Annotated in this window: 32 protein-coding genes; 19 read left to right on the top strand and 13 right to left on the bottom strand. The window is 43.4% G+C overall.

All coding sequences use genetic code 11. From position 1 onward, the window contains the following. Positions 1-84: 84 nt before the first annotated feature. Together pstS and NITUZ_RS00245 are read right to left on the bottom strand one after the other, a co-directional pair. Positions 85-1593 (bottom strand): phosphate ABC transporter substrate-binding protein PstS, encoded by a 1509-nt coding sequence (pstS, locus tag NITUZ_RS00250; RefSeq protein WP_052370008.1) that lies wholly within the window; start codon positions 1591-1593, stop codon positions 85-87. A 123-nt stretch (positions 1594-1716) separates the two neighbouring features. Continuing rightward, positions 1717-1995, bottom strand: a complete 279-nt coding sequence (locus tag NITUZ_RS00245; protein WP_048194017.1) for a hypothetical protein — start codon at positions 1993-1995, stop codon at positions 1717-1719. Between the two features lie 126 nt (positions 1996-2121). On the opposite strand from NITUZ_RS00245, the gene NITUZ_RS00240 reads away from it, so the two are divergent. Continuing rightward, positions 2122-3381, top strand: coding sequence for a cation:proton antiporter (locus NITUZ_RS00240; RefSeq protein WP_244443771.1), 1260 nt, complete (start codon positions 2122-2124; stop codon positions 3379-3381). Between the two features lie 174 nt (positions 3382-3555). Here the strand turns inward: NITUZ_RS00240 and NITUZ_RS00235 are convergent, their stop codons facing one another. The 3 genes from NITUZ_RS00235 to NITUZ_RS00230 form a co-directional block, all read right to left on the bottom strand. Next, the gene (locus NITUZ_RS00235) at positions 3556-3948 is read right to left on the bottom strand and encodes a response regulator (protein WP_048194015.1); all 393 of its coding nucleotides are present in this window, start codon (positions 3946-3948) and stop codon (positions 3556-3558) included. 84 nt (positions 3949-4032) lie between these two features. Continuing rightward, the gene (locus NITUZ_RS10320; RefSeq protein WP_275040812.1) at positions 4033-4167 is read right to left on the bottom strand and encodes a hypothetical protein; all 135 of its coding nucleotides are present in this window, start codon (positions 4165-4167) and stop codon (positions 4033-4035) included. 78 nt (positions 4168-4245) lie between these two features. Next, positions 4246-5154 carry a transcription initiation factor IIB gene (locus NITUZ_RS00230; RefSeq protein WP_048194098.1) on the bottom strand — a complete coding sequence of 303 codons (909 nt, stop codon included), beginning with the start codon at positions 5152-5154 and terminating at the stop codon, positions 4246-4248. Positions 5155-5440: 286 nt separating this feature from the next. Here NITUZ_RS00230 and NITUZ_RS00225 point away from each other — a divergent pair, with 286 nt between their 5' ends. Beyond that, entirely contained in the window at positions 5441-5941 is a 501-nt protein-coding gene (locus NITUZ_RS00225) for an Lrp/AsnC family transcriptional regulator (protein WP_048194013.1), read from the top strand. On the opposite strand, the gene NITUZ_RS00220 is transcribed toward NITUZ_RS00225, so the two are convergent. The 3 genes from NITUZ_RS00220 to NITUZ_RS00210 form a co-directional block, all read right to left on the bottom strand. After that, positions 5930-6682, bottom strand: a complete 753-nt coding sequence (locus tag NITUZ_RS00220) for a response regulator (RefSeq protein ID WP_052370007.1) — start codon at positions 6680-6682, stop codon at positions 5930-5932. The two genes, NITUZ_RS00225 and NITUZ_RS00220, sit on opposite strands and share 12 nt — an antisense overlap. A gap of 67 nt (positions 6683-6749) precedes the next feature. Further along, positions 6750-7742 carry an inorganic phosphate transporter gene (locus NITUZ_RS00215; protein ID WP_048194006.1) on the bottom strand — a complete coding sequence of 331 codons (993 nt, stop codon included), beginning with the start codon at positions 7740-7742 and terminating at the stop codon, positions 6750-6752. A 4-nt stretch (positions 7743-7746) separates the two neighbouring features. Further along, complete coding sequence (locus NITUZ_RS00210) at positions 7747-8379, bottom strand: DUF47 domain-containing protein (protein WP_048194004.1); 633 nt, start codon at positions 8377-8379, stop codon at positions 7747-7749. 123 nt (positions 8380-8502) lie between these two features. Between NITUZ_RS00210 and NITUZ_RS00205 the strand changes: the two genes are divergently transcribed. Further along, positions 8503-8838 carry a P-II family nitrogen regulator gene (locus tag NITUZ_RS00205; protein ID WP_048194003.1) on the top strand — a complete coding sequence of 112 codons (336 nt, stop codon included), beginning with the start codon at positions 8503-8505 and terminating at the stop codon, positions 8836-8838. Here NITUZ_RS00205 and NITUZ_RS00200 read toward each other — a convergent pair. Both NITUZ_RS00200 and NITUZ_RS00195 read right to left on the bottom strand, forming a co-directional pair. Next, positions 8835-9392, bottom strand: a complete 558-nt coding sequence (locus tag NITUZ_RS00200) for a P-II family nitrogen regulator (protein WP_048194002.1) — start codon at positions 9390-9392, stop codon at positions 8835-8837. The genes NITUZ_RS00205 and NITUZ_RS00200 overlap by 4 nt on opposite strands. Positions 9393-9405: 13 nt before the next feature. Continuing rightward, positions 9406-10455 carry an alcohol dehydrogenase gene (locus NITUZ_RS00195; protein WP_048193999.1) on the bottom strand — a complete coding sequence of 350 codons (1050 nt, stop codon included), beginning with the start codon at positions 10453-10455 and terminating at the stop codon, positions 9406-9408. 97 nt (positions 10456-10552) lie between these two features. On the opposite strand from NITUZ_RS00195, the gene NITUZ_RS00190 reads away from it, so the two are divergent. The 7 genes from NITUZ_RS00190 (at position 10553) to sufC (ending at position 14657) form a co-directional block, all read left to right on the top strand. After that, positions 10553-11224, top strand: coding sequence for a chromosome segregation protein ScpA (locus NITUZ_RS00190; protein ID WP_048193997.1), 672 nt, complete (start codon positions 10553-10555; stop codon positions 11222-11224). 2 nt (positions 11225-11226) lie between these two features. Continuing rightward, positions 11227-11787: an SMC-Scp complex subunit ScpB gene (gene scpB / locus NITUZ_RS00185; protein WP_048193995.1), complete on the top strand. Its 561-nt coding sequence runs from the start codon at positions 11227-11229 to the stop codon at positions 11785-11787. A 45-nt stretch (positions 11788-11832) separates the two neighbouring features. Beyond that, positions 11833-12213, top strand: coding sequence for a 30S ribosomal protein S8e (locus NITUZ_RS00180; RefSeq protein ID WP_048193992.1), 381 nt, complete (start codon positions 11833-11835; stop codon positions 12211-12213). A 4-nt stretch (positions 12214-12217) separates the two neighbouring features. Beyond that, complete coding sequence (locus NITUZ_RS00175; RefSeq protein WP_048193991.1) at positions 12218-12517, top strand: signal recognition particle subunit SRP19/SEC65 family protein; 300 nt, start codon at positions 12218-12220, stop codon at positions 12515-12517. Between the two features lie 74 nt (positions 12518-12591). After that, on the top strand, positions 12592-12855 hold the full coding sequence (locus NITUZ_RS00170; RefSeq protein ID WP_081844804.1) for an H/ACA ribonucleoprotein complex subunit GAR1: 264 nt from the start codon (positions 12592-12594) through the stop codon (positions 12853-12855). Next, a complete protein-coding gene (locus NITUZ_RS00165; RefSeq protein WP_048193989.1) occupies positions 12852-13811 on the top strand; it encodes a transcription initiation factor IIB in 960 nt (319 codons plus the stop codon). Before NITUZ_RS00170 ends, NITUZ_RS00165 begins: the two co-directional genes overlap by 4 nt. An 81-nt stretch (positions 13812-13892) precedes the next feature. After that, positions 13893-14657, top strand: a complete 765-nt coding sequence (sufC, locus tag NITUZ_RS00160) for a Fe-S cluster assembly ATPase SufC (protein ID WP_048193987.1) — start codon at positions 13893-13895, stop codon at positions 14655-14657. A 59-nt stretch (positions 14658-14716) separates the two neighbouring features. On the opposite strand, the gene NITUZ_RS00155 is transcribed toward sufC, so the two are convergent. Next, entirely contained in the window at positions 14717-15460 is a 744-nt protein-coding gene (locus NITUZ_RS00155; RefSeq protein WP_048193985.1) for a tetratricopeptide repeat protein, read from the bottom strand. A 146-nt stretch (positions 15461-15606) separates the two neighbouring features. Between NITUZ_RS00155 and NITUZ_RS00150 the strand changes: the two genes are divergently transcribed. The 5 genes from NITUZ_RS00150 (at position 15607) to NITUZ_RS00130 (ending at position 19009) form a co-directional block, all read left to right on the top strand. Further along, positions 15607-16275 carry a chlorite dismutase family protein gene (locus NITUZ_RS00150; protein ID WP_048193983.1) on the top strand — a complete coding sequence of 223 codons (669 nt, stop codon included), beginning with the start codon at positions 15607-15609 and terminating at the stop codon, positions 16273-16275. Then, positions 16276-16821: a DUF1802 family protein gene (locus NITUZ_RS00145; RefSeq protein WP_048193981.1), complete on the top strand. Its 546-nt coding sequence runs from the start codon at positions 16276-16278 to the stop codon at positions 16819-16821. Next, positions 16818-17813 carry an aldo/keto reductase gene (locus tag NITUZ_RS00140; RefSeq protein WP_048193979.1) on the top strand — a complete coding sequence of 332 codons (996 nt, stop codon included), beginning with the start codon at positions 16818-16820 and terminating at the stop codon, positions 17811-17813. Before NITUZ_RS00145 ends, NITUZ_RS00140 begins: the two co-directional genes overlap by 4 nt. 124 nt (positions 17814-17937) lie before the next feature. Further along, the gene (locus NITUZ_RS00135) at positions 17938-18216 is read left to right on the top strand and encodes a hypothetical protein (RefSeq protein ID WP_155991141.1); all 279 of its coding nucleotides are present in this window, start codon (positions 17938-17940) and stop codon (positions 18214-18216) included. A gap of 16 nt (positions 18217-18232) precedes the next feature. Next, positions 18233-19009 carry a hypothetical protein gene (locus NITUZ_RS00130; protein ID WP_048193975.1) on the top strand — a complete coding sequence of 259 codons (777 nt, stop codon included), beginning with the start codon at positions 18233-18235 and terminating at the stop codon, positions 19007-19009. Here the strand turns inward: NITUZ_RS00130 and ahbA are convergent. After that, entirely contained in the window at positions 19006-20028 is a 1023-nt protein-coding gene (gene ahbA, locus NITUZ_RS00125; RefSeq protein ID WP_420887301.1) for a siroheme decarboxylase subunit alpha, read from the bottom strand. The genes NITUZ_RS00130 and ahbA overlap by 4 nt on opposite strands. Positions 20029-20127: 99 nt before the next feature. Between ahbA and NITUZ_RS00120 the strand changes: the two genes are divergently transcribed. Genes NITUZ_RS00120 through NITUZ_RS00105 form a run of 4 tightly spaced genes read left to right on the top strand, consistent with a single transcriptional unit; the run spans position 20128 to position 23368 of the window. Then, positions 20128-20781, top strand: a complete 654-nt coding sequence (locus tag NITUZ_RS00120) for a precorrin-2 dehydrogenase/sirohydrochlorin ferrochelatase family protein (protein ID WP_048193969.1) — start codon at positions 20128-20130, stop codon at positions 20779-20781. Then, on the top strand, positions 20772-22031 hold the full coding sequence (hemA, locus tag NITUZ_RS00115; protein ID WP_048193967.1) for a glutamyl-tRNA reductase: 1260 nt from the start codon (positions 20772-20774) through the stop codon (positions 22029-22031). The genes NITUZ_RS00120 and hemA overlap by 10 nt, the downstream gene beginning before the upstream one ends. A gap of 45 nt (positions 22032-22076) precedes the next feature. Beyond that, positions 22077-23060: a porphobilinogen synthase gene (hemB, locus tag NITUZ_RS00110; RefSeq protein WP_048193965.1), complete on the top strand. Its 984-nt coding sequence runs from the start codon at positions 22077-22079 to the stop codon at positions 23058-23060. Further along, positions 23057-23368: a hypothetical protein gene (locus NITUZ_RS00105; RefSeq protein ID WP_048193963.1), complete on the top strand. Its 312-nt coding sequence runs from the start codon at positions 23057-23059 to the stop codon at positions 23366-23368. The genes hemB and NITUZ_RS00105 overlap by 4 nt, the downstream gene beginning before the upstream one ends. Here NITUZ_RS00105 and NITUZ_RS00100 read toward each other — a convergent pair. Beyond that, positions 23365-23985, bottom strand: coding sequence for an HD domain-containing protein (locus tag NITUZ_RS00100; RefSeq protein ID WP_048193962.1), 621 nt, complete (start codon positions 23983-23985; stop codon positions 23365-23367). The genes NITUZ_RS00105 and NITUZ_RS00100 overlap by 4 nt on opposite strands. Between the last annotated feature and the right edge of the window lies 1 nt (position 23986).

Here is a 23986-nt window from a genome sequence, read left to right as displayed (position 1 = left end):
TGAATCGTTATTTAAATCCGTAAGAAGATTCTATAGTTTTAGACCATACACCGAAAACAGTATCTGTTTTGTCAGGCAGAAGGACTAGAATCGCTTCTTTCTTGTAGCAAAAGATTTTCTTGCAATAATCAAGGTGGTCGGTGCTACAAAATAGATTCCAAGATTTAGCAATATTATTCCTATGCCGTATCCGAGCATTTCCTGTTCTGAATCAATATCAACATAATTTAGAACCGAAAGTGTCAACAACATTGGTGTTATTGCAATCTTGACAAACTCTTTGAAAACAGGTTGGTCACGCTCAAGGTCTGCCACTGCGGGGCTGAACGTATAGTATAGTACATTGAATCCAGACATAAAGTGTGTGCCAGATTTAGTATTAAGCAAAACTCCGTCCCGTATTTCGCGCAACATCTGCACTTGCGGTGCAAGTTCCGAACCGTATGCGGCAGTTGCAATCAGGCACCCACCTCCCTGTGAGGAATCCGGTTTTGCCTCATGTATCGTCGGTTGTGTTTCCGATAAACTCTGACCGTTATACGTAACGCGCTCAAGTCCACGCAAGCCGATTTCTGTTACTTCGCTTGGAATCGGCACATACAGTAGTTCAGGCGAATGTTTTTGGCCGTTTGTTATTGTCCATCTTATAAAATTCACAGTTTCGGCTGCGTGTTCTTTGCTCTTTGTTGACACATCCATATTCTGGTGTATCAAAAAGTACGAAAAGCTGGTTATCGGGTACGAGTTAGGCCCCGGCGCATTGTTGATTGTGATGCCCTCCCAGTTTTCGTGTGCGGCAGGAAGACTTGGCGCTGCGCCTGCTGCGGCCGCAGATAAAGTGTCAAGTGTTGGCTCTACGAATGCAGTACCATCGCCATTCAAAATATACGCGTATGTCATTTTATTTTGGAATGCGTATGCAAGCTCCACGTATCCTACCGAGTACGGAGTTGTCCTCACAGTAGCTGCAACTCCCTCGTTTCCTGCAGCACCAACTCCCACCGGCCAAGGAACGCTCTTTCCAAATCCGACCTTCTGGTCCCATTCCTGACTGACCAGGTGAAGATATTCCGTAAAGACGTGTGTTGTTCCCGAGCCATCAGAGCGACGCGCCACCAAAATATCCCTGTCTGGAAGATTCAGATCAGGATTGTTTTCCCGTATCGCAGGGTCATTCCATTTTTTTATCTTACCAAGGTATATGTCTGCCACATTTTCTCCAGTAAGTCTCAGTCCACTGCTTGGAACCTCAGGAATATTATAGCTTACTGTCACGCCGCCTATTGTCATAGGTATGTGTAGCGAGTCTGGAACTAGATTCATCTCGTTTGTAGTAAGCGGCGCATCGCTTGCGGCAAAGTTAACTGTGTTTTCTATGTGTTGTTTTACGCCGCCGCCGCTCCCTATTGACTGGTAATTCAAAGTGATGTTTGGATGTTCCTGGTTGTACTTTACACGCCACAGATCAATTAGTGGGAACGGGAAAGTGGCTCCTGCGCCAGTTATGGTAAACTCGCTTTGCGCAATAGCCGTTTGCGAGAGCATTGCACCAAATAAGATTGCAAAAACCACTGCGGCTTTGAAAACTTTCATGTATGTGCTCACATTGTACTTTATTTCTGTAAGCCCACTATAGATTACGGTTTTTCAGTAAAACAATATTTTCTATATAGGGCTCTGTATAGATACCTGCAGTTCCAATATTAAAAAAATGGATCAGAGCCGCCTGATGGACTGGACTAGACGTTCTTTGATTTTGACATCATACTCTGTTGTGATTATCTCTCCCTGTTTTGCGTCGCATTTGCCTATTGGCACAAGATAGTTATCTGCAGTTTGCGCAACGCATCTTCCCTGATCGTCCACATAGACTACAAGTACTTCTTCGGTAACATAGCTTGGAATCAGGTTCCAAAAAGGCCAGACAAATACACCAAATACGGTCACTGCTATACCTATTACGACTGCAGCAAATATTGCGTTCTGTCCTACCATACAGGTAATACAAAATACAAATATTTAGTACCAAAACTCGATGTTCATTTCTGATTATCAGTGCTGAGAATTTTGCTGAAATCGAAAATTCATATGATTTATGTAACATGAATGTGAGCAGAATGTGTGGAGTCTGATATCATCTCCCAGGTGTCAAGACCTATTTTAGACAAAGTCTTTGCTACTCCTTCAACGTCTGAGCTGATAGTGCAGGATTTTGCAGTAATTATGATAATTGCATCCATCATGGCGCTAATCTCATATAAGCTAAAGCAACCAATGATAATGGCTTACATTATTGCAGGAATGCTCATAGGACCGCATACACCTCCATTTAGCCTGATCGTGAATGTGGACATTTTGCATGTGTTTGCAGAAATCGGAATCATCCTGCTCTTGTTTGTAATTGGCATGGAATTTCCAATTGAGAAGCTCAAAAACATTGGAAAAAAGGCCACATTCATAGCTGTGGTTGAAGCATCTGGCACGTTCATGGCAGGATTTGCAGTGACGCAAGCTATGGGATTTGCGTTTTTTGATAGCTTGTTTTTGTCGTTGGCAATATCAGTGACAAGCACTGTCATCATAATGAGGGTTCTAGAGGAGCTCGGTATGCTAAAAGACGAGGCAACATACCTTGTCATCGGCATTGCAGTGATAGAGGATGTCATAATAATCTCGCTACTTGCCGTGCTGCAATCTGTTGCAGCCACTGGAAACCTTTCCATTACAGAGGTCGGCGTTTCCATCACGCTGGTAATTGCTTTCATTGTGGGCGCCATCATAGTAGGCTCCAAGGTAATTCCAAGATGTGTGGATTTGGTCGGCAGAACAAATCATGATGAGTTATTGATCATAGGTGTACTGGGAGTAGCCTTTGGTCTTGCATTCATTGCATTCAGACTAGACATATCGGTTGCAACAGGTGCATTCTTTGCTGGTGTTTTGGTGGCAGGCTCCAGGATGAGAATGGCTACCAAAGTGCTTGCCACTCCAATTAGAGACATGTTTGCAGCCCTCTTCTTCATTTCAGTTGGCGCTCTGATGGATATCAAGCTGCTGCCCATGTTCATTGTGCCTGCCGTGATTTTGGTGCTTGTCTCTTTTGTTGCAAAGTTTTCCACAGTGTGGGCATCCGCAAGAGCCCAAAAGCTTGGAAAGGTCACATCGCTCAAGACAGGCGTGGGCCTTTCCTCATCAGGGGGCGAGCTTGCACTTGTTGCTGCAAAGGGAGGAGTAGATGTGGGCGCCACTAGTTCATTTGTGCTTCCCATGGTTGGCGCCATGACAATTATCTCCACTTTCATCTCTCCATACGTGATAAAATACGGATGGAAGTTCACGGAGCGCCTCGCAAGAAAAGAGGTAGAAGGAAAGGACGGCTAAACATCAGATGTATCAGGCGTATTCGAATATTTGTCTAATGTAGGCAGAGATCTACTTTGTGGTCAGCCGCAAAAAGCAGACTGCACGCATTGCATTCTGTCATCTTTGCGTCATAAAGCTCGTCATTTTATGCCATGTCTTGACTATAGTCAGCACCAAACCCAAGACTGAACACTAGCCTCTGATGCGTTGGAGTGGCTTTCTGTGCTCGTCTACCAATTCTGCTACCACATCAACATCAAATGGCTTTAGTATTACCTTGCTTGGGCGCATCTTCTCAAGTCGTTTTTGATCATACCAGTCAAGATGGCTTGCTGTTAAAATCACCACGTTTGCCTCTGGATCGGCCTGCATTATCTTTTCCAGCGCGTAAAAGCCGTCATAGTCAGGCATTACAAGGTCCAAAAATACAATGTCCGGACGAAATTTGACATATAGCTCCTTGGCTTCTTTCCCGTTGTAGCCAAAGCCCTCTACCTTGACATCCAGAATCTTGAGATATTCGCAAAATACTGAGACTGTCTCTGCGTCATCGTCTACCACTATGGCAGTAGGGATATTGTACATTAACAAAAAACCACGCGTAATGACATATGAGTTGGCGTTTGATTATAATGAAAAGATCATACCATCATAAAAAAAGTGGGCATCCTAGGCGGTTGCTAGGAATGCTCCAATTCCGGCACCTACGCCGATTCCAAGGACGAAAAATAGCGTGTCCCAGGCAATCACCTTTTTGAAAGGTGCCTTGACTTGATAGTTCCAGTGTGTTTGACTTGTTTTCATGATTATACTACGACACGCTCAGTGATAATACCAGCTCAGCTAATGTGCTGAAAAGTAAGCTTGGCATTCAGACGCGACCTATAGATTGAGGGATTTTTTCAAATCCTTGTATCTATTGCGTATTGTGACCTCGGTAACGCCAGATGCGAGCGCTATTTGTCTTTGAGATATATCTACATCATATTTCATGCAAGATATGTAAAGTGCGGATGCGGCCATGCCCATTGGATCCTTGCCTGCAGTCAACCTCATTCCGTTTGCCTCCTTTAGGACTGCAAATGCATCTCTTTTGACCTTTTCACTTAACCCAAGATTATTTGCTATCTTGGACATGCATATAATTGAGTTCACCACCGGTATCCTCAGATCAAGCTCGTGCACAAGTAATCGATAGTTTTTAGAAAGATTCTTTCTCTTTATGTTAATTGCGTCAGCTACGTCGTTTAAGGTTCTTGGAGTTTCAGCATCCCTACATGATGCATAAACTGCCGCCGCAAGTACTCCTTCAATAGAACGACCCCTTACAAGACCTTTTGCCACTGCCTTTCTATACACATATGCTGCCTTCTCTACTATTGCGTCAGAAAGTACGAGTTTATCTCTTAACTTGCCAAGCTGAGTAAAAGCATGTTTTAGATTTCTGTCCATCTGCTCGTGCATCTGGCTACGACTGTCCCACGTTCTCAAACGGTTCATGCTGTATCTCATCGATGATGTTAGTGGCTTTCCCATAGCATCTCTGTTTGACTGTCCTATCATAGTGGCAAGCCCCATATCGTGAATTGCAAGTGATGCTGGGATTCCAGAGCGACTCTTATCATCATGTCCATCTTTTGAAAAACGTCTCTCAGGGCCAGAATCCTCGATCTGCTCAGATTCCACGTACCCACAACAGCTGCAAAAACGTTCGCTTGTAGTGCCATCAGTTAGCATTAGGCCTCTGCAACGCCTACAATGCCTCTCAATATCCAAATTATGTATTACCATCAGCCAAAGCACATGTTAGAATGTCCCAGCTAATAAGAACTAATGAAAATGCTGTACGTCGGACACAGTATTTAGAACCATTACAAATCCGAGTTTGGCCAATCACAATACTTGCAATAAGCATAATCGACGATACAAGGTGCAGAACATCCTAAAATCACAAAATAATTTTTACAATTTACCAATGTTGGAAAATGCCATTTGGCTGCCAGATCAGAGCATTATCCCCATTTTGTCCAGACATTCTGCATAATATTCAAAAGCTACTTGTTTTTTTCAGAATGTAATGAGTGGGGAAGCATGGTCCAACCTTGACAAGGTAGATCAGAAAATAATAGAAATTCTCAATGTAAATGCACGAACTCCATCAAAGGACATCGCAGTCGAATTACGCAAAATGGGCCACGATGTATCAGATAGAACTATCAGAAAAAGAATAGAGCGCCTTGAGAAGAGTGGAATTATCAAAGGATACAAGGCAGTGCTTACCGACGTTGCAGAATCCAACGAATACGAAGCACTATTCCTCAAATTCAAGGTTACAAAATCACTTGACACACTAAAAGAGTCAGTACGGGAACATGTAGTCTCGCTGCCATATTACCTGCTGGTTGCAAACATAGAGGGCGAATGGAACATGCTGGTGGTGCTTCGTGCCGAACGCGGCATAAAGAATCCAGGAGCAAAGATAATTGAGAAATTCTCAGAGGATGTAATTGACTACAGGGTAACCAAACTTGACTTTAAGAACATCAACATAGTGAACATGTCTTTGCTACTTCTCTAAAATAGAATACTCTGATTCAGCAGTCTCTAGTGCTCTTTTCAGCTCAGTTATTGTAAACGGTTTTTGTATGAACGCTACTGCACCTGAGCTTATCGTGTCTTTTACCCTCTTTGTTGTCTTTTCATCTGCAGTTATCAGAATAATTTGTGTGTCAGGCTTTTCCTGAAGTATTTTGTCTGCCACCACGTCTCCCGTTATGTCGGGAAGTCCCATATCCAAGAGGACGACCGGATTTTCTTTCAAGAGTTTTTTTACCTCCTTTAGCGCACCGTTTCCAGTAGACGCGGTGTGGATGTTCCTATACCCTAGGTTTTCAAGATGGTTTTCAAGCTTGAGTACGATTGCCCTGCTATCATCAACGACTAGTATAGGACGCTGGTCCTGTTCTGTGTCTTTTATCTGAAACTCTTTTGAGCGCTCAAAGGCGTCCTTTGCATCATCGTATCTGGATGCCTTCAGAAAACATTTTGCGGCGCACAGAAACGCAGATTTTGCAAGATAATCTTTTTGCTTTTTTCCATATGATAAAAATAGCCTTCCTGCCTCCGTTGCCTCCGATGAGGCATCCTTGTTCTGGCGCCCTCTGCACTCAGATGCCAGAATGTACGAGAGTGCGGCCTTTACCGGATCAATGTTTTTTATCGATTCCGCAATGCTGGTGAACATGTTGTATGCTGCCATTATCTGGTTGTTTCTCAGGTGAGTCAGCGCCAGATCAAAATCAGGCTCTTTTTTTGCCACGCAAAGAAGTGCATTCTGTTTTATTTTATACTAGCTGCTCAAGTTATGAACATACATTGTTGAAAAATTATACGCCAACTATCCAGTTAATCATCGTGGTGGCAGCAAACGCGATTGCCGCGCTTCCCGGTATGGTTATGAGCCAAGCTGCAACGATCTGTCTTCCCACCTTCCATCGAACAGCGTGTTTTCTGCGTGCTGCACCAGATCCCATAATAGAGCCCGTTATTGCATGAGTGGTGCTGGCAGGAATACCCAAGGACGCAAATACAGCAAGGACTATTCCACCACCAGTTTCGGCAGCAAATCCCTGATAGGGTTTTAGTCTTGCTATTTTTATTCCCAATGTCTTGATCACCTTAAAGCCTCCGATAAAGGTGCCAAGCGCTATTGCAGACGATGCTGCCAGAATCACCCATATTGGGACCTCGAATGTGCTCAGTATCCCTTCTGACATAAGTATCAGTACGATTATCCCCATTGTCTTCTGGCCGTCGTTTGCGCCATGAGTTAGCGCAAACCATGCAGACGAGAAAAGTTGGAGCTTGCCAAATGTCTTGTTCACAGGGCCTGGCCGCTTTTTTGCAAATACAGTAATTATCACTGTGGTAAAGATTATCCCTATGGCCATTCCACCAAGAGGCGAGACCACTATCCCTATCAGCACCTTGTAGAGCCCATCAAACAACAATCTTTCAAATCCTACTACTGCCAGGCCCGTTCCAATCAGTCCTCCTATAAGTGAGTGGCTCACGGAGATTGGCAGCCCAAAATACGTACAAATTGATGCCCACGATGTTGCGCCCACCAGACCTCCGATTATCATGTATATTGTAACATCATCAGGATTCAGAATTCCCTTTGCTATTGTCGTAGCAACTGCCACGCCAAACAGGAAAGGACCGATAAAATTTGCAGCCGCCGAGAGCAATACCGCATGCAGTGGTTTGAGTACTCTTGTACCTATCACCGTAGCAACAGAGTTTGCAGCGTCATTCCAGCCGTTGACAAAATCAAAAATTAGCGCTGCCACTATTGCCCCAATTGCAAGCTCGTACATACCCTTATGTGTATTTGAGAACTATGTCTTCTATTACATCAGCTACGTCAAGACACCTATCCGAGGCAGTCTCTATTGCCTCGTAAATATCCTTTAGTTTTATTATGTTAACGGCATCATTAGTCTCAAAGAGCTGCCCAACTGCAGTCCTGTACAGATCATCTATTTTGTGCTCAATATCGCTGATTTTCCGGCAGTGCTCAATTAGCGACTTGTCTGCCTTGACATGCTTGAGCTGTGATATCAGTATTTCAACTTCCTTGATTGCCTCTGCTAGCTGCTTTGCAATCTCAAGCATGAATGGAGGGGCTGACGCAATATGATAGCTTGTGATCCTTCCAGCAATGCCTTCCATGTAGTCTATGACATCATCTGTCTTTGCGGCAATCCTTTGTATGTCCTCTCTGTCAAGTGGCGTTATGAATGTCTTGTTAAGCTCTGCAAATATTGAACGCGTCAGATCGTCTGCCTCCCTTTCCAATTTTTTTATTCTCTCCTGATAATCAGATGCCCTGTCCATATTCAAGAACAGATCCACAAGCTGCTCTGATGTCTCCTTTGCCTTTAATGCAAGGTTATCCAGAATTGTAAGAATTTCCTTCTCGTTTGACTTTACCCATGATAGCCACTGCCCCATACGCATGCTCAAAACCTGCGTAATTAAAGCATGTTCTACATATACTATATTCGACTATATAGTTACAAATGATGATTACAAACCAACCAAAATGATTTTGTAACAGTCAGGAAAACCACAGTTGTGAAACGTATAGAGACCATAATACCAAACAACAAGCTGAACCTTGTAGTATCGGCCATAGAGGATATTGGAGTAGGTGGCATCACCATAACGGACTCTAAGGGCAGGGGTAAGGGTGTGCGTCCCTCACTTCGCAGTCTGCGAGGTACAAGCAAGCAGCAAGCCGAATATAACAGTCTTGCATCCGTAATGACCATAGTAGAAGACGATAAGGTAGACCGAATAATCGATGCAATAGTAGGTGTTGCAAGCACTGGCTCAAGCGGGGACGGGATGATCTTTGTTTCACGTATAGACTATACAGTAGACATACAGACAAAACAAAAGAAAAGTTAGACAGTATTCAAATCATACACTGATTTATGTGATCTTGTCTTCTCTTCAAAGATCGCCAAATGTTGCAGTATGCAAAAGTTCACAAAGTCGCTAAACGACTTTATTTTGTAGTTTGCCTGCAAAGACTCTTTGTTTTGCTCGTAGAATTCTTCCACTTTGAGTAGCGTGTATTTTTGAAGAGGTACAAGCCTGCTTCGCTTTGTGTTCGATTGTTCTGCCGTCTCAAGCTCCTTCTCACCCTCAAGCGTTGCCATATCAACTATCTCTGTCATCTCCGAGACGAATATCTTACCCCCATCGGACGGCTTTATGCCAGATGATGCAGAAATTATCTTTATGACATCTTTTGCTTCCAAGTCTGGAACTACAAGCTCTATTTTTACAAGAGGCACACTCTTGAGTCCCGTGCTTCCCAGCCGTGATCCTGATTGTTTTTCATATATCTCGCTGTTAGATATGTTATGCTTGGCGATGATGTAAGAGCCAACCTTTGATATCTGCGCCTTTATGTTTGCAAAGTTTTGGGAACGGATGATTGCCTCGATCTTTTTCATTATATTTCACTTATCACGGGTTGATGACTGCCCTTCCTAGTATCTTGCGAGCCTTTAGGTCTTCAAGGGCGGCGTTTGCCTCGGAAAGAGAATATCTCTTTGAGATTATCGGGTTGATAACACCCCTTTTTGCAAGTCCTAAAAGCTCAAGCATGTCATTGTAGCTTCCAGTGTATGCGCCTTGTATTGTGATTGCCTTCAAGGGGACTGTGACAAGTGAGAGATCAATTGAACCTCCAAAAAGCCCTACAAGAATAAGATTACCGCGCTTTCTTAGAACCGCAAGCCCCATCTTCACAGTGGGCGGCGCATTGACAAAGTCAATCACGCTGTCTGCTCCTTTGCCGCCGCAAAGACTGATTATCTTTTGGGTTGCATCAGCATCCTTGGAGTTGACCACGCTGTCTGCTCCAAGCTCTTTTGCAGTCTGCAGTTTAGCATCATCAATATCTACACAGATTATGTTTGCGCTGGTTATGGCACGAGCTATCTGCACTCCCATGAGTCCAAGGCCCCCAGCACCGAAAATCACTATACTGTGCTGCGAGTTTGCATTTGCCTTCTTTATTGCAGTATAAGCAGTAAGCCCAGAGCACGCAAGCGATGCTGCAGCGTCAAGGTCGATTCCAGATACCTTTGCTAAGAACTTAAAGTGTGGAACAAGCACATATTCGGCGTAACCACCATTCTGAAATACACCAAGCGAGCGCGGCGCATCACACAAATTATCATTTCCTACACGGCATGCAGGACAGTTACCGCATCCAATCCACGGATATACAAGCACGTTGTCCCCAACCGAAAATCCCTGAACTGAGCCTCCTACTTCGGTAATCGTGCCGACAATCTCATGTCCAGGTATGACAGGAAATTTTACTCCCCTGTCTGTGACTTTCATAAAACCATCGCCTGTATCGTATCCGCCTTCCCATAGGTGGAGGTCGCTGTGGCACACGCCGACTGCCTTGACCTTGACTAGAACTTCGGAGTCTTTTGGCTCTGGTGTGTCAACATCAGAAATTACAAGTGGTTTTTCCGGCTCTATTATTCTTGCAGCCTTCATGGGAATTCATCCATACCATTACAATATAAGAGTTGACAGACTGAGGCAAAAAAATAGAGCCTCACAGTATTATTGAGCAAGCAGGAGATTTCCATTATTGAGTCATAGTGCCGAGAACATCTCACAGGCGCCAGTGAATGTTCTATTCAACCCAAATACTATTACAAAAAAGGACGTCTGGGAGATCAACATAGTCCAGATTCTGGAAATTCTCATCTCAATACTGAAAAAGGCGGACAAAAAGGACTTGCGTGTAGCAGGAATGGCCGCCCTGTCATCATCGCTGATCCACAGAATGAAAGTGGAAAGAATATTTGCACTACAGAAGGCAGCGATGGAAAAAAAGCCCATGCGTGAAAGATCAGATGTAGACATTCAGCTTTTAAACATCCCATACAGGCACGAGGCCACATATCCAGTAACGCTGGACGAGCTTTTAGATCTGTTGGAGAATCTCATCGGGACCATCGCAAATCCAAGATCAAGGAGGGGGAGCCAGCTTCGCTTTGAGCCGGTCGAGGTTCCCGACTTTAAGGATTATTTCGTATCGCTTGAAAACATAATAGGAAAATACGAGGATCTCATACTTCGCAAGATAGAAAACGACGGTTTTGGGTTTCTCCACAAGATAGTTGCAGACCTTGATGTGACAGACTCTATACGATGCTTTTTTGCCATATTGTTCCTTGCAAGGGATCAAAAAGTCGACCTTGAGCAGATTGACGACGATATCAAAATCACCGTGATTCAGCAGGCTACAGGTGCATAGACATGACCAAGGTAGAAGATGAGAACGAGGCGGCGGCAAGACTGGAGGCGGCGCTTTACTCTGCAGGCAGGCCTCTTTCGGTAGAGGAGCTGATAAAGGCATCAGGCACAGAGTCAAGAACGAAAACTCTTGCTCTTCTTGGCGCACTTGAGAAAAAGGTAAAGACAGCATTCCGTGCCATTGAGATAGCCGTACTTCCTGACGGCTCGTACGTATTCCAGTTAAAGCCGGAATTTAACAACGTGGTCAGAAGATACGCCTCAAAACCCATACTTGCAAACGCGACACTGAAGACTCTCTCATACATTGCTTACATGCAACCCATATCATCAAAACAGCTGGTAGAGACAAGAGGGACCGGAGTTTACTCTCACCTAAAGGAGCTTGAACAGCTTGATTATATATCGCATCAGAATGTAGGTAGACTCAAAATATACATGACAACTGCAAAGTTCCAGAAATACTTTGGAATAAGCGGAGATTCGGATGTGCTCAAAGAAAAGCTCTTCAAGAAAATAAGAAGACCGGCTTCTGTGCCTCAGCCTCTGACTCAGCAAGCCTAGAAGAAAATGCGCTTTGTATAAATTAGAGTACTGCAAACCCGATTTGTGAAACGCTCAACTGAGAATCTAGCAACAAGCAAGATAACCGGTGGAAGAAGACATCCTCTCAGAACAAGAAGAAAATACGACATGGATAGATTCCCAAATGAGGCAGTAATAGGCACTCAGACCACAGTCACAAGGGACGTCAGAGCAGGTCTTGTCAAGACAGCATTAAAGACTGCAGATCATGTCAATCTTGCATTAAACGATGGCAAGGTAAAGAAATCAAAAATTCTCAAGGTATTAGAAAATGCAACAAACAACGACTACCAAAGGCGTGGTGTCATATCAAAAGGCGCAGTACTTGAAACCGAGGACGGCAAGTGCAAAGTAGTCTCAAGGCCGGGGCAGCACGGAGTAGTCAACGCAATTCTCATAAAGTGATCAGATGAAGGATTACGAACACTTCGTAATCTGGCTGGATTATTTTAACAAGACGCTCACCAAAAAAATGGGTCGCAGGCTTCCAAAGGAAAAATGTGTTTTTGACCCATCACTCAAAGAGCTAATTGATGCAACAAAGGAGGCCGGATTCGAGGTAACAGAGTCAGATGAGAAGGTAAGATTCCCAAGGAGGGCTTATGTCAGGTCAGGCTACATCACGCTGCCAAAATCAACGCCGAAGATGCAAGCTATGTACAAGATTTCTGAGCGTCTTGTTGCAAAAAGAGCAAAACAGTCAAAATAAAATTCGTTTCAGCTTGGAGCTAAAGTAAAGTTGACAGAAGTCTATGATTAGCTGACTACTGTTTTGAGTAATAATTGCAGGAGGTAGGGGAAATTATGCACTTGGCCAGTAGTGGCAGAGTCATCATACGACTCAAACGACAACTAGAGGAGGGCAACTTTGTATGCGATGAATCCGGAAGGAGAATTGCAAAGGTTGCAGAGCTTATCGGGCCAGTTTCAAACCCGTATGCGTCGGCAATCTCTCTTACGAACAACATCAAAAAATACGTTGGAACCAAGGTATACTTCCTTGATGAACCTGTGATTAAACAAAAAAATAGGAAGCAAAGAAGATGAACGTAACAGAACTAGAAACATGCTGCCCAGAATGCAAATCGTCACTTGTTGATGATTTGTCAAGCGGTGAACGCATCTGTTCCATGTGCGGCGTTGTCGTCATGGAACAGCTGGCAGATTATGGTCCAGAGTCAAAAAGCTCAAGTCTTGAAGAAAGATTCAAAGTAACGCGCGCAAGCGGACAGACAACATACTCGCAACATGACTTGGGGATCACCACAGAGATAGCAATCTCCACAAAAGACTTTAGCGGCAAGACGATCAACTATCAGGTTGCCAACCAGATGCATAATCTGAGAAAATGGCAACAAAGGGTCAGAGTATCGTCACCACGAGAGAGAAGACTGGCAAACGTCTTATCAGTGATAGGAACCGCATGTCAAAACCAGTCTCTGTCAGATAATGTCTTGGAGACGGCCTCGATGATATACCGAAATCTCGACAACCGTGTTGAAGTGAAGGGAAAATCTGTCGCATGCATAGCAGCTGCTGTCATATACATGGCGTGCAAGCAATGCGACGTCGTAAGATCCCTTGAGGAAATTTGCGCTGGAACCGGTCTTGCAAAAGACCTGAAGATGAAGACAAAACTTGCCGCAAAATACTATCGCACGCTGGTCATGGAGCTGGGCTCCGTAACGGCTCCGGTGATAACCATGGACAAGTACATCTCCAAGATATCCAATCTGACAAATACTGACGTACGAGTAGAAAGATTGGCCTTGGAGATAGCAGAGAAGACCAAGGACATGAACGTTGCAGACGGCAAGGCTCCAAATGGCATAGCGGCCGCGTACTTGTACATCGGCTCGATTTTGCTAGGCCAGAATGTCCTACAAAGAGACGTTTCAAGTGTGGCCGGTGTGACCGAGGTGACAATACGAAACAGATGCAAGGAGATACTATCGTGCTACAAGCTGAAACTGACACTCAGACCAACTTTTGCCAAAAGCTAACACTCCCCTCTTTTTGTTTTTTGGTTAGGAACAGCTAAAATCCGTCGGGGTTATATAGAGAAAAAAATTACTTTTGTGCATATGGCAGTACTGGAAATAGTAGACCTACACGTCCAAAGGGAGGGAAAGCCGATTCTCAAAGGCGTCAACCTCAAAACAGGTTCAGGCGAGGTGCATGCAATAATGGGGCCTAACGGTTCAGGCAAGAGCACACTGGCATACACGCTGCTAGGTCATCCAAAGTACGAGGTCACTCAGGGAAAAATTCTTCTTGATGGCGAAGACATAACAGAGGCGCCCACCGATGAGCGCGCAAAAAAAGGACTGTTCTTAGGATTCCAGTATCCAACTGAAGTGTCAGGTGTTGGCTATTCGCACTTCCTTAGAACGTCATACAATGCACTTAGCAAATCATTGCAAAGTAGCAACAGAGAAGTGTTTATCACAGTAAGAGAATTTCAAAATTATCTGAAGAAAAATCTCCAGACAGTAGGACTGCGAGACGATTTTTTGGGCAGATATCTTAACGAAGGATTCTCCGGAGGAGAGAAGAAAAGATCAGAGGTACTGCAGATGGCAGTGCTCAAACCAAAAGTGTCCATTCTTGACGAGCCAGATTCTGGCCTCGATATTGATGCAGTCCAAGCAGTTGCAAAAGCAATAAGCGACGTATCCACCCCTGATGCGACAGTAATAGTGATCACACATTATGCAAGAATACTCAAATTCCTCAAAAAGCTTGACTATGTGCATGTTTTTGCGCAGGGAAAGATTCTGAAATCTGGCAACGCACAGCTAGCAGACGAGCTTGAACAGAAAGGCTACGACTGGATTGTCAAAGCCTAGATGCAGCGCATGTGCAAGAACTTGACCAGATTTCTTAAAGCGAAATAAAACAGACTAGATCAAACAGATTTTGAACTCATTTTTTCCCGATGGTGCTTTTCTTTTGCCTCAAGTTCGTTGAATTCGTTTAGACAAAGCAGATCAAATGGTCGCATTCTTCTCTTTCTGGCCTCCTCTTTGAGCTTGCCTATGTCCTCATTTAGCATTCCCTGTGCTGCAAGAAGTGCGTCATCTTCCATACCGAGACCGTAGTATGCTTCGGATTTTGCGATTGCTACGCCCTTAAGCGACGGATCGATTTTTTGTGCACGATCATAGTACGATATGGCATCACCATACATTTTCAGAAATGCAAGTGTTGCGGCCGCGTTTACCAGTGCAGTAACATCGTTTGGATTGTGCTTTAAGGCTCGGTCATACCATGATAGAGCCTCCTCATGCCGTCCAATCTGGTTAAGAGCAAGTCCTCTGCCGTCCATTGCCCATATATCAGATGGATTTTTTTCCAAGAGTTTATCGTACAGTATCATTGCCTCCTCGTATCTTTTGAGACTCTCAAGTGCGTACACTTTGTTCTTCAAGGCATACTCGTCATACGGATTAAGTGATAGTACAGTATCACATGCAGATACTGCATCAGCAAATCGTCCTATCCGAATGTATGCTGACGCCAGATTCTGAAGTGCGATCATGTCATCAGGGTCATCGTCTAACATTTTCTTGCAAAACTCTATTACCTCATCCCATTTTCTGTCTGCAAACAGCTTCTTTATCACATCCACAGGATGTGCAACACCGCTCATATCTTCAATAGTAGTAGGTAGAAAATTAACATTTCAAACCAAGCAAGATAGCCACAAATGAGCCCATGCCTGTGCGCCAAGATAAGAACTCTGCCGAGATTGCAAATCTTGACTATCAATAAATATGGAATGAGTCGAGCAACAACATGGAAGCGGCAAGGACTTTTTTTAATTTCTCATTTTTTAAGATAGACCCAAAATGGAGATGGATGGCAGATCTTGCAAAAGAAGAATCCGCAAAAGAGGTCGAGCAGGTGATAAGAAACTCCAAAGTAAAATGCAGGTCATATTCCACACTTGGTTTGAGGGATGATACAGAATTCCTTCTCTGGTTTGCCTCCGAATCCATTGAGGAAATCCAAGGCGTGATATCGAAGATATATTCTACAGTATTTGGAAAATACATCATCGCGTCCAGAGTATACATCTCATCTACAAGGCCGTCAATCTATGCGAAGATGGGGCGGAGCATATCCTTTGTCGCAGGCGATGAGCCAAAAAAATATGTCATAGTATATCCGTTTGTCAAGACGCGTGAATGGTACCTGCTTCCTCTTGATGAAAGGAAAAAGATGATGGATGAACACATCCAAGTAGGCCACAAATACCCACAGATTCTCCTGAACACCACCTATTCTTTTGGGATACATGATGAAGACTTTATGCTCGCTTTTGAGACAGACGATCTACACGCATTTCAAGACCTAATAATGGAGTTGCGTGAAACACAGGTCTCACGGTATGTTGAACGTGATACTCCCATGATAGTGTGTGTCAAGAAGGATATTATTCCGCTTGTTGCAAGTCTTGGATAAATGAACGCGTTAAAGGAATGGGCAACGGTAGTGCGGGCCTTGGAGTCAGGCGAGCAGACAGTTCTGCTTCGCAAGGGAGGCATTTTGGAGACAGCATCAGGGTTTGTAATAGAATCAAAAAAATTCCTGCTATTTCCCACATATGAGCATCAGGCATTCGATAACATCAAACCTCAGTTTCATGCGCATCTAGAGTTCGTAAAAAATCACGTTCCCCCGCAAGGCACCAATACTATTGCCTCGTACGCAGAAGTTCTTGCCGAATCAGACATCAAATCAGAGAAAACCATAGGCAGACTCGCGGATTTTCACATATGGAGCGATTCTTACGTAAAGACTCGTATGGGATGGATGCCACAAAAGGCAATGAAGGCAATATTTCTCAAGACATACAGAATACCTGACATCACAATAACATTAAAGCCAGAGTATCAGGGCTGCAAATCTTGGATAGACATAAATGCAAATTTGGAATCTGGAAGACCAGTGCTTGGCGAATCAGAAATTGCATCAAGACTTGAAAAGTTCAAGGAGATTGTAAGTTGAAGTATAGAACTCTTGGTAAAAGCGGCATCAGGGTTTCAGAGATAGGATTTGGCGCATGGACGATAGCACTTGATTGGTGGGGCAAGAAAATAGATGATGATGAGGCAAAAAGGATGTTAAAACGCGCATACGATCTTGGCATTAATTTTTTTGAAACTGGTGACATGTATGGAAAAGGCAAGAGTGAGAAGCTGATAGGAGAAGTATTCAAAGGAATGCGCAACGAAATTGTGATTTCGACAAAGTATGGGTATGAGTTCGAGGGGGTGACTCAAATAGGACATAGCGAGCTTCCACAGAGGTTTGATCCCTTGTTCACAGAACATGCGCTGAAAAACAGCCTTGCTAGGCTGCAGACTGATCACATAGATGTTTACGGCCTGCATAACCCCAAGATGTATCATATCAAGGACGACACCATATTTCATACTCTTGATAACAAGATTAACGAGGGAGTCATAGGAACATACCAAGTTGCGCTTGGCCCCGCAATAGGCTGGACGCAGGAGGGATTAGAGTCAATGAAAAGACCTAATGTGTCCGCAGTGCAAACAGTATACAACATTTTGGAGCAGACGCCAGGCAACGAGCTTATCGATGCTGCAGCTACAAAAGATGTCGGAATACTTGTCCGTGTTCCAGACGCATCAGGAATTCTCACAGGGAAGGTTACTGCAGACACCAAGATAGACGAAAAGGATCACCGCTCCGTAAGGCGCGGAGAATGGATAAAATCCGCGCTACAAAAAGTAGAACAGTTAAGACCAATAGCTCAGAGAAACGGGCTGAGTATAACAGAGCTTGCAATCAAATTCATTCTGTCAAAAAATCCCGTATCGTCTGTTTTGCCTACGGTTGTAAGTGTGGAGGAGATCGAGCAGTTTGCCGCAATGTCGGACGGTCACTACCTACCAAGTACTGACATGGTAGAGATCGCTTCACTGTACATGTCGTGGCCGCCATACGAGATCAAGGCCACCGCCATTACATAGTAAATACGCAAGTATGCCATTTTGGAATGCAATTTTGGCGCGTTTTTTCAAGAACGGTTCTAAAAACAATTCCTAAAATCCACCATATTTAATATCTAAAATAGACTGTGATGATATTATGAATGTGGAAAACAATGCTAAGAGAGCTCTACTGGTTTTTTCCATCGAAAAGGTACTAATGAAGATGGGCCAACCAGAATACGAGCTTGTTGTGGCACGTCTGAAGAACGAATACGACTGCTTTCTTGTAAACTGCGCGGAAAACCCCCAATACCTAAAGCGAATACTGGAAGATGTTTACGGCAATGCATACGATGACATTCTAAGAGAAATACGGAAGGAATTTGGCGAATTTGTCTCTCAGAAATATTATTCGGATTTTCTTGTAGCCATGTCAAGATGACCTACAAGACAAGAACATGATAATTTCTCAAAAAGAAGCACTTCTTGCGTGCCTAGTATTCGTGGCAGCATTTTTTGCTGCTGTAAACGTCACAGGATATCAGGAATATCTGGTTGCTGACAAATGGTATTATACGGACTTTTTGTTCATTGTTGCCCCTCTAGCTGTACTCGTCGTCTCGGCCATACTTGTTGCACGATACAAGATCAGCGGCAGTCATGCCATATCTTGGATTCTATTTTTTGTTGCGACAATATCATGGTTTGCAGCAGACCAGATCTACTCTTATGATAACGAATATTATCAATTCTCAGGCCCCTATCCTTCAGACTGGCTCTACATAGCAGGCTACCTATTCTATTTTACCTTTGCACTGTTCTATCTCAAGCCCAGAAAGGCAAAGATCACCAAAAATGCAATAATTGTTTCAATCGCAATTGCCACATGCTTTGTAATTCCAAGTATCTACTTTGTTCACAACAAAATATCTGCAGATGTCGAGGTTTTATTGAATTTAATTTATCCCGTTCTTGACGGCATGGTGCTTGTTCCCACCATAATTGCCATAATCCTATTTTTCAGAGGACAGGTTAATTTTTTGTGGATTTCAGTGCTAATTGCGTTTGTTTTTTCTGTCGCAGGCGACACGTTATACCTTATAGAATCGTACAATGACGAATTCAGGCCAGGAAGTGTAGCAGATATGTTCTTTGTTTGGTCTTACGTATTTTTCGCATTTGGAGCTTACTCTCATATCAGGCTGTTTGGAAGATCATCAAATGTTGCATCCTAGGCAGGGATAGTTTCTTCAAGAGTGAACTCGTGTTCAACAAAATATTCCACGCGTGTTTTCTTGAATTCTCGTGAGCTGAATAGTATTCTATAGTCGTCCACATTGATGTGTTTTTGTATTTCTTTTGCCATATCTTCTGCTTCGCTCACCGACTTGCAGTGAACCATGGAGAACACGTTGTAAGGCCAATCCGCATAGACAGGTCTTTGATAGCAGTGGCTTATTTGTGGAAATGAACCAAGTGTTGCGCCAACCTGTTCGATTCTATCCTCAGGTACGCGCCAGACAATCATGCCATTTGCTACAAATCCTGCATCCCTGTGCCTAAGTATTGCAGCATATCTTCGCATTACTCCAATTTCTTCATAGTGTCTTAATTTCTCAAATACCTGAACCTCTGTCATACCAAGGTTTTGTGCAGCAGGGAGGAAAGGTCGGTCTATTACTGGAAGGTCTTTTTGTAGTTGCCTTATGAATTCCTTGTCTTCCTCAGTTGGGACGAACTTTGTTTCATGAATCTTTTTCTTTTCCTCGGTGGGCGCCACTTGTTTTTTCTTGTCATCAACCATGTCAAGTTTTACTCCGATTTTGAACAGCTTTATTGTTGGAAGTAATCTGACCTTACGGATTCCCGAGAGCTTTGAGAATTTGTCAACTTCTGTCTTAAGATCACTTCCAGGAGGAGTCGCAAGTGTAAACCAAAGATTGTATTCGTGGTTTCTCTCATAATTGTGGCTCACGCCAGGATGTCTATTGATTTGATTTGCAACGTAATCGAGCTTGTCAGAGTCTATTGCCATGGCCACCAGTGAACTTTTGTAGCCAAGTCTTCGTGTGTCAAAGATTGCCGATAGCTGTCTTAGTATTCCACTCTCTTTCATGGCAAGAATGCGTCTTTTCATCTCATCTACCGGGATGTTGAATCGTATAGCTAGTTCCCTATACGGTTCTGCGACCAACGGAAATGACCACTGTATTTCATTTAGTATCTCCTTATCAAGCGTGTCCAGCTGGGCCATTAATTTTAAAATCTCAGTTTTGATTAAAAATGTAACGAGAGATATGCACGGTCGCAACTCTGGCAATCGTATAAATACAATTTCGGACGTGCCCTGATCGTGATTGTAGACCTAAACCTAAAAGGCAGATTGGTCATAGTAGTCGGTGCGGGCGGCGAAGGGCTAAAAAAGGTCAACTCACTTCTCACTCAGGATTGCCAAATTCTCGTAATATCAGATAGTGCAAGCTCTCAAATTCTAAAGCTTGCCAAGGAAGGCAAGATTGAATTCAAGAAAATGAAACTTGAGAATGCCAAATTCCTCACAGAGTACGATCCAATTCTTATCATGGCTGCAACTGATGACCGAGAGCTTAATCGAAAGATAGTGCAGCAAGCAAAGTCGATGAGGTGCTACGCTTATGCGGCCGATGATCCTGAAGTCTCCGATTTTGCTCATCCCTCAGTGATAAACATAGAAGATACAGTTCAGATAGCCATATCTACAGGTGGTAGGAGCCCTGCAATGGCGCGTAAGCTAAAGCTAAAGGTGGAGAAAATATTCAAAGATGCCATAAATAAGGAAGATATCTATCAAATAAAATTGCAGAAAATAGCGCGTGATGCTGCAAAACAAAAGATCCCAACTGTTATCCAGCGAAAAAAATTCCTCTACTCTGTTTTAAATAACAACAAGATAAAACAGTTATTAAAAGAAGATGACTTGCCAAGTGCACAAAGAGAAGTAATGAATATGCTAGAGGGATGGAAATGAGCAACATAATAAACGCGCGTGTTACATTCAGGAATTCGCCAATCCACATTCTAGAAAAGTTTACTTTCAAGGATTTAGATTCTGCGTACGAGTCGTTCAAAAAACATTCTGGTCTAAACGAAATAGTAATCCTGCAGACATGCAATAGGGTAGAGATATTTGGTTCCACCAAGGAAATGAATATAGGCAAAATCAAAAAGACGTGGGCCTCGCTGTCAGGTCTCGAAGAAGTTGCATTTAATGAAAATTTCGAGATCTCATCAGATGATGAGGTTTACGAGCACTTGCTGAAGCTTACATCGGGCCTTGATTCCATGGTTTTGGGCGAAGAGCAGATTCTTGGCCAAGTAAAGGAAGCCATGATCACTGCAAAGGAGATGAGAACGTCAGGAGAATACCTCAACACGCTTTTTGACAAGGCAATCAAAATCGGTACGCGTGTTAGAAATGCAACTGGAATCAACAAGGGAACAATCTCGGTTGGTTCGATGGCAGTCAAGCTGGCCGAAGAAAACATCGATGACCTGAAGACTAAGAATATTTTGCTTATTGGAACTGGTGAGGCTGCAACACTTGTAGCAAAATCTCTAAACAAGAGAGGTTACAGGTTTTTTGTCACAAGTAGAACGTTGCAGCGTTCGCAGGCGTTCTCAGAGACGGTTGGCGGCATACCAATAGGATTTGAGGATGTACTTTCCGGATTTTCAAACTATGATGTATTGTTTGTGGCAACAATAGCTCCGTACTTTCTTGTAACGTACGATAGAATCAGAGATGCCATGAAAACAAAAAAGACAGGCATGATGATATTGGACCTTTCCAACCCACGAACTGTAGACGAGAAAGTGGCCACGATTGGCGGAATCAAGATGATGAACCTTGATCAGATAGCTGAAATGGTTGACAAGAACATCAAGTATCGTTCAAACCAGCGCACAAGCGCAGAAAAAATAATTAACGAAGAGGCGGCAGTACTAAGAGCACAGATGAGAAGATTGGAGGTGGAGCCAGTAGTCAAAGAGATCTTTAAGGACATAGATATGAAAAGGGCCAAGGAGCTTGAGAAGGCTCTTCGTATGCTTGGCGAGACGGACCAATCAAAAATCAAAATAATTGACGATCTAACCAAGGCCATAGTAGAAGGGATAATATCAACTCCGATGAACAACCTGAGACGGGCCTCGGAGCAAGAAGATGAGGATATCCTCAGCGCAGCTACAAAGATTTTTGATTATAAGAAAAAAGACTAGCAGTTTGTGATCTAGGAATATATTGAATCAAGGCAGATCTTTATCATGTCTGCACCATTCCCTACAAGAAGGTTAAGAAGATTAAGAAAAAATGAAAAGATGCGCAACCTTGTGCAAGAAGTAACCTTTTCAGTAAACGATCTTATTTGTCCCGTATTTGTTCAAGAAAATCTCAAGTCAAGGACGTTTGTAGAATCAATGCCTGACATACAGCGTCTGCCACTCTCAGACGTCACGCAGGAAGTTCAATCGATAAAAGATCTAGGCATACCTGCCATCATGCTGTTTGGGATACCAGAAAAAAAGGACGAATATGGGACAGGTGCATTCGCAGACGACGGCATAGTACAAAAGGCAGCCTCGGAGATAAGAAAGAGTTTCGGAGACAGCATGGTAATAATGTCAGATGTGTGTCTCTGCCAGTATACATCCTCAGGTCACTGTGGCATATTAAATGGCAACATCATAGATAATGATTCAAGCCTGATGACGCTCTCCAGAATTGCATTAAGCCAGGCAGCGTCTGGCGTAGACATCGTATCACCATCTGCCATGATGGATGGGCAAGTAAAGGCCATCCGGAATGCACTAGATGAAAAAGGCTTCTCAGATGTTGGAATCATGTCGCACTCTGCAAAACACAGATCATCGTTTTACAACCCATTCAGAGATGCAGCTGATTGCGCGCCACAGTTTGGCGATAGGAAGACATACCAAGTGCCTTTCACCAACCCAAGAGAAGCTATGCGGGAAATCGAGATGGATGTGAGTGAGGGAGTGGACATAGTCATGGTAAAACCGGCTCTATCCTATCTTGATCTTATTGCAAAGACAAGAGAGAGATTCAACGTTCCTGTATCCGCATACAGTGTGTCAGGCGAATATGCACTCGTCAAAGGTGCAGCCAAACAAGGCTGGATTAACGAAGACGAAATAATGGCCGAAATACTATATTCAATAAAGCGTGCAGGTGCGGACATGATAGTCACATATTTTGCAAAAAAGATGGCCGAGTATCTTAACAGATGAGAGAAGACGAACGATTCGAGATAGAGCGTGCGTATGATCTGCTACCTCATGTTGTAGGCGCAAGCTGGGCATCGATATACTTTAGGCTTAACAAGATCAAAAACCCCACTGTGCAAGAATTCCGGGACAAGGTTGCCGAATATTTTAGTGCACTTGAAAGGCTAGGACAGTATCTTCCCGACAATGAGCAGTTTTTGCCAATAAAATCATACATTAGAAGCAGACATGATGTGGAGATAAGGAAAATTCTTGATGGCGAGAATCCGGAAGTTGAAAAAAGGTACAAAAGATACATAGATTATGGCTAGATTTCACGCTTTAGTTCAAGCAGAAAATCCCTCATGACTTTGGTTCTTTTGCGTGCTTCCTTTTTTGCAAACTTGGTGTTCATCTTTTTTTCCAAAACCAATAATTTACGATAGAAATGATCCACAGTCCACGACTTGTCGTCGGGCTCTCTCTTTTGACAAAACGGATCTAATCTGTTGTAAATCAGTCTTGATTCTGCACCGCCGACAGCAAAAGTTCTTGCGATTCCTATCGCTCCAAGTGCATCAAGTCTATCAGCATCTTGAAGAATTTTACCCACCATTGTTTTAGGTATCTTGTTCCTTGAATAGCTGTGATCCCTTATTGCATCACATATTATGGCAATGTCCTTTTTTGAATATCCTTGTTTTTTCAGAATCTTTTGCGCCTCTTTTGCACTTCTGACTGATGCTGTTTTCGATCGCCTATCAGACTTTGGAAAGGTCACAATGTCATGCAATAATGTTGCAACCAGTACCAGATGAAGATCCACCTTCTCGTGTTTGGCAATCATCTTGGCGTTGTTGTATACACGCATTATGTGATCAAAATCATGTGCAGGATCGTTCTGTATCCTTTCTCTGACATATGACTGCAGTTCGTCTATCTTGTTCATA

The sequence above is a fragment of the Candidatus Nitrosotenuis uzonensis genome, from assembly GCF_000723185.1.
Classification (GTDB): Archaea; Thermoproteota; Nitrososphaeria; order Nitrososphaerales; family Nitrosopumilaceae; genus Nitrosotenuis; species Nitrosotenuis uzonensis.
Note: the sequence above shows the minus strand (reverse complement) of the source record. Positions and strands in the feature narration are given on the sequence as shown.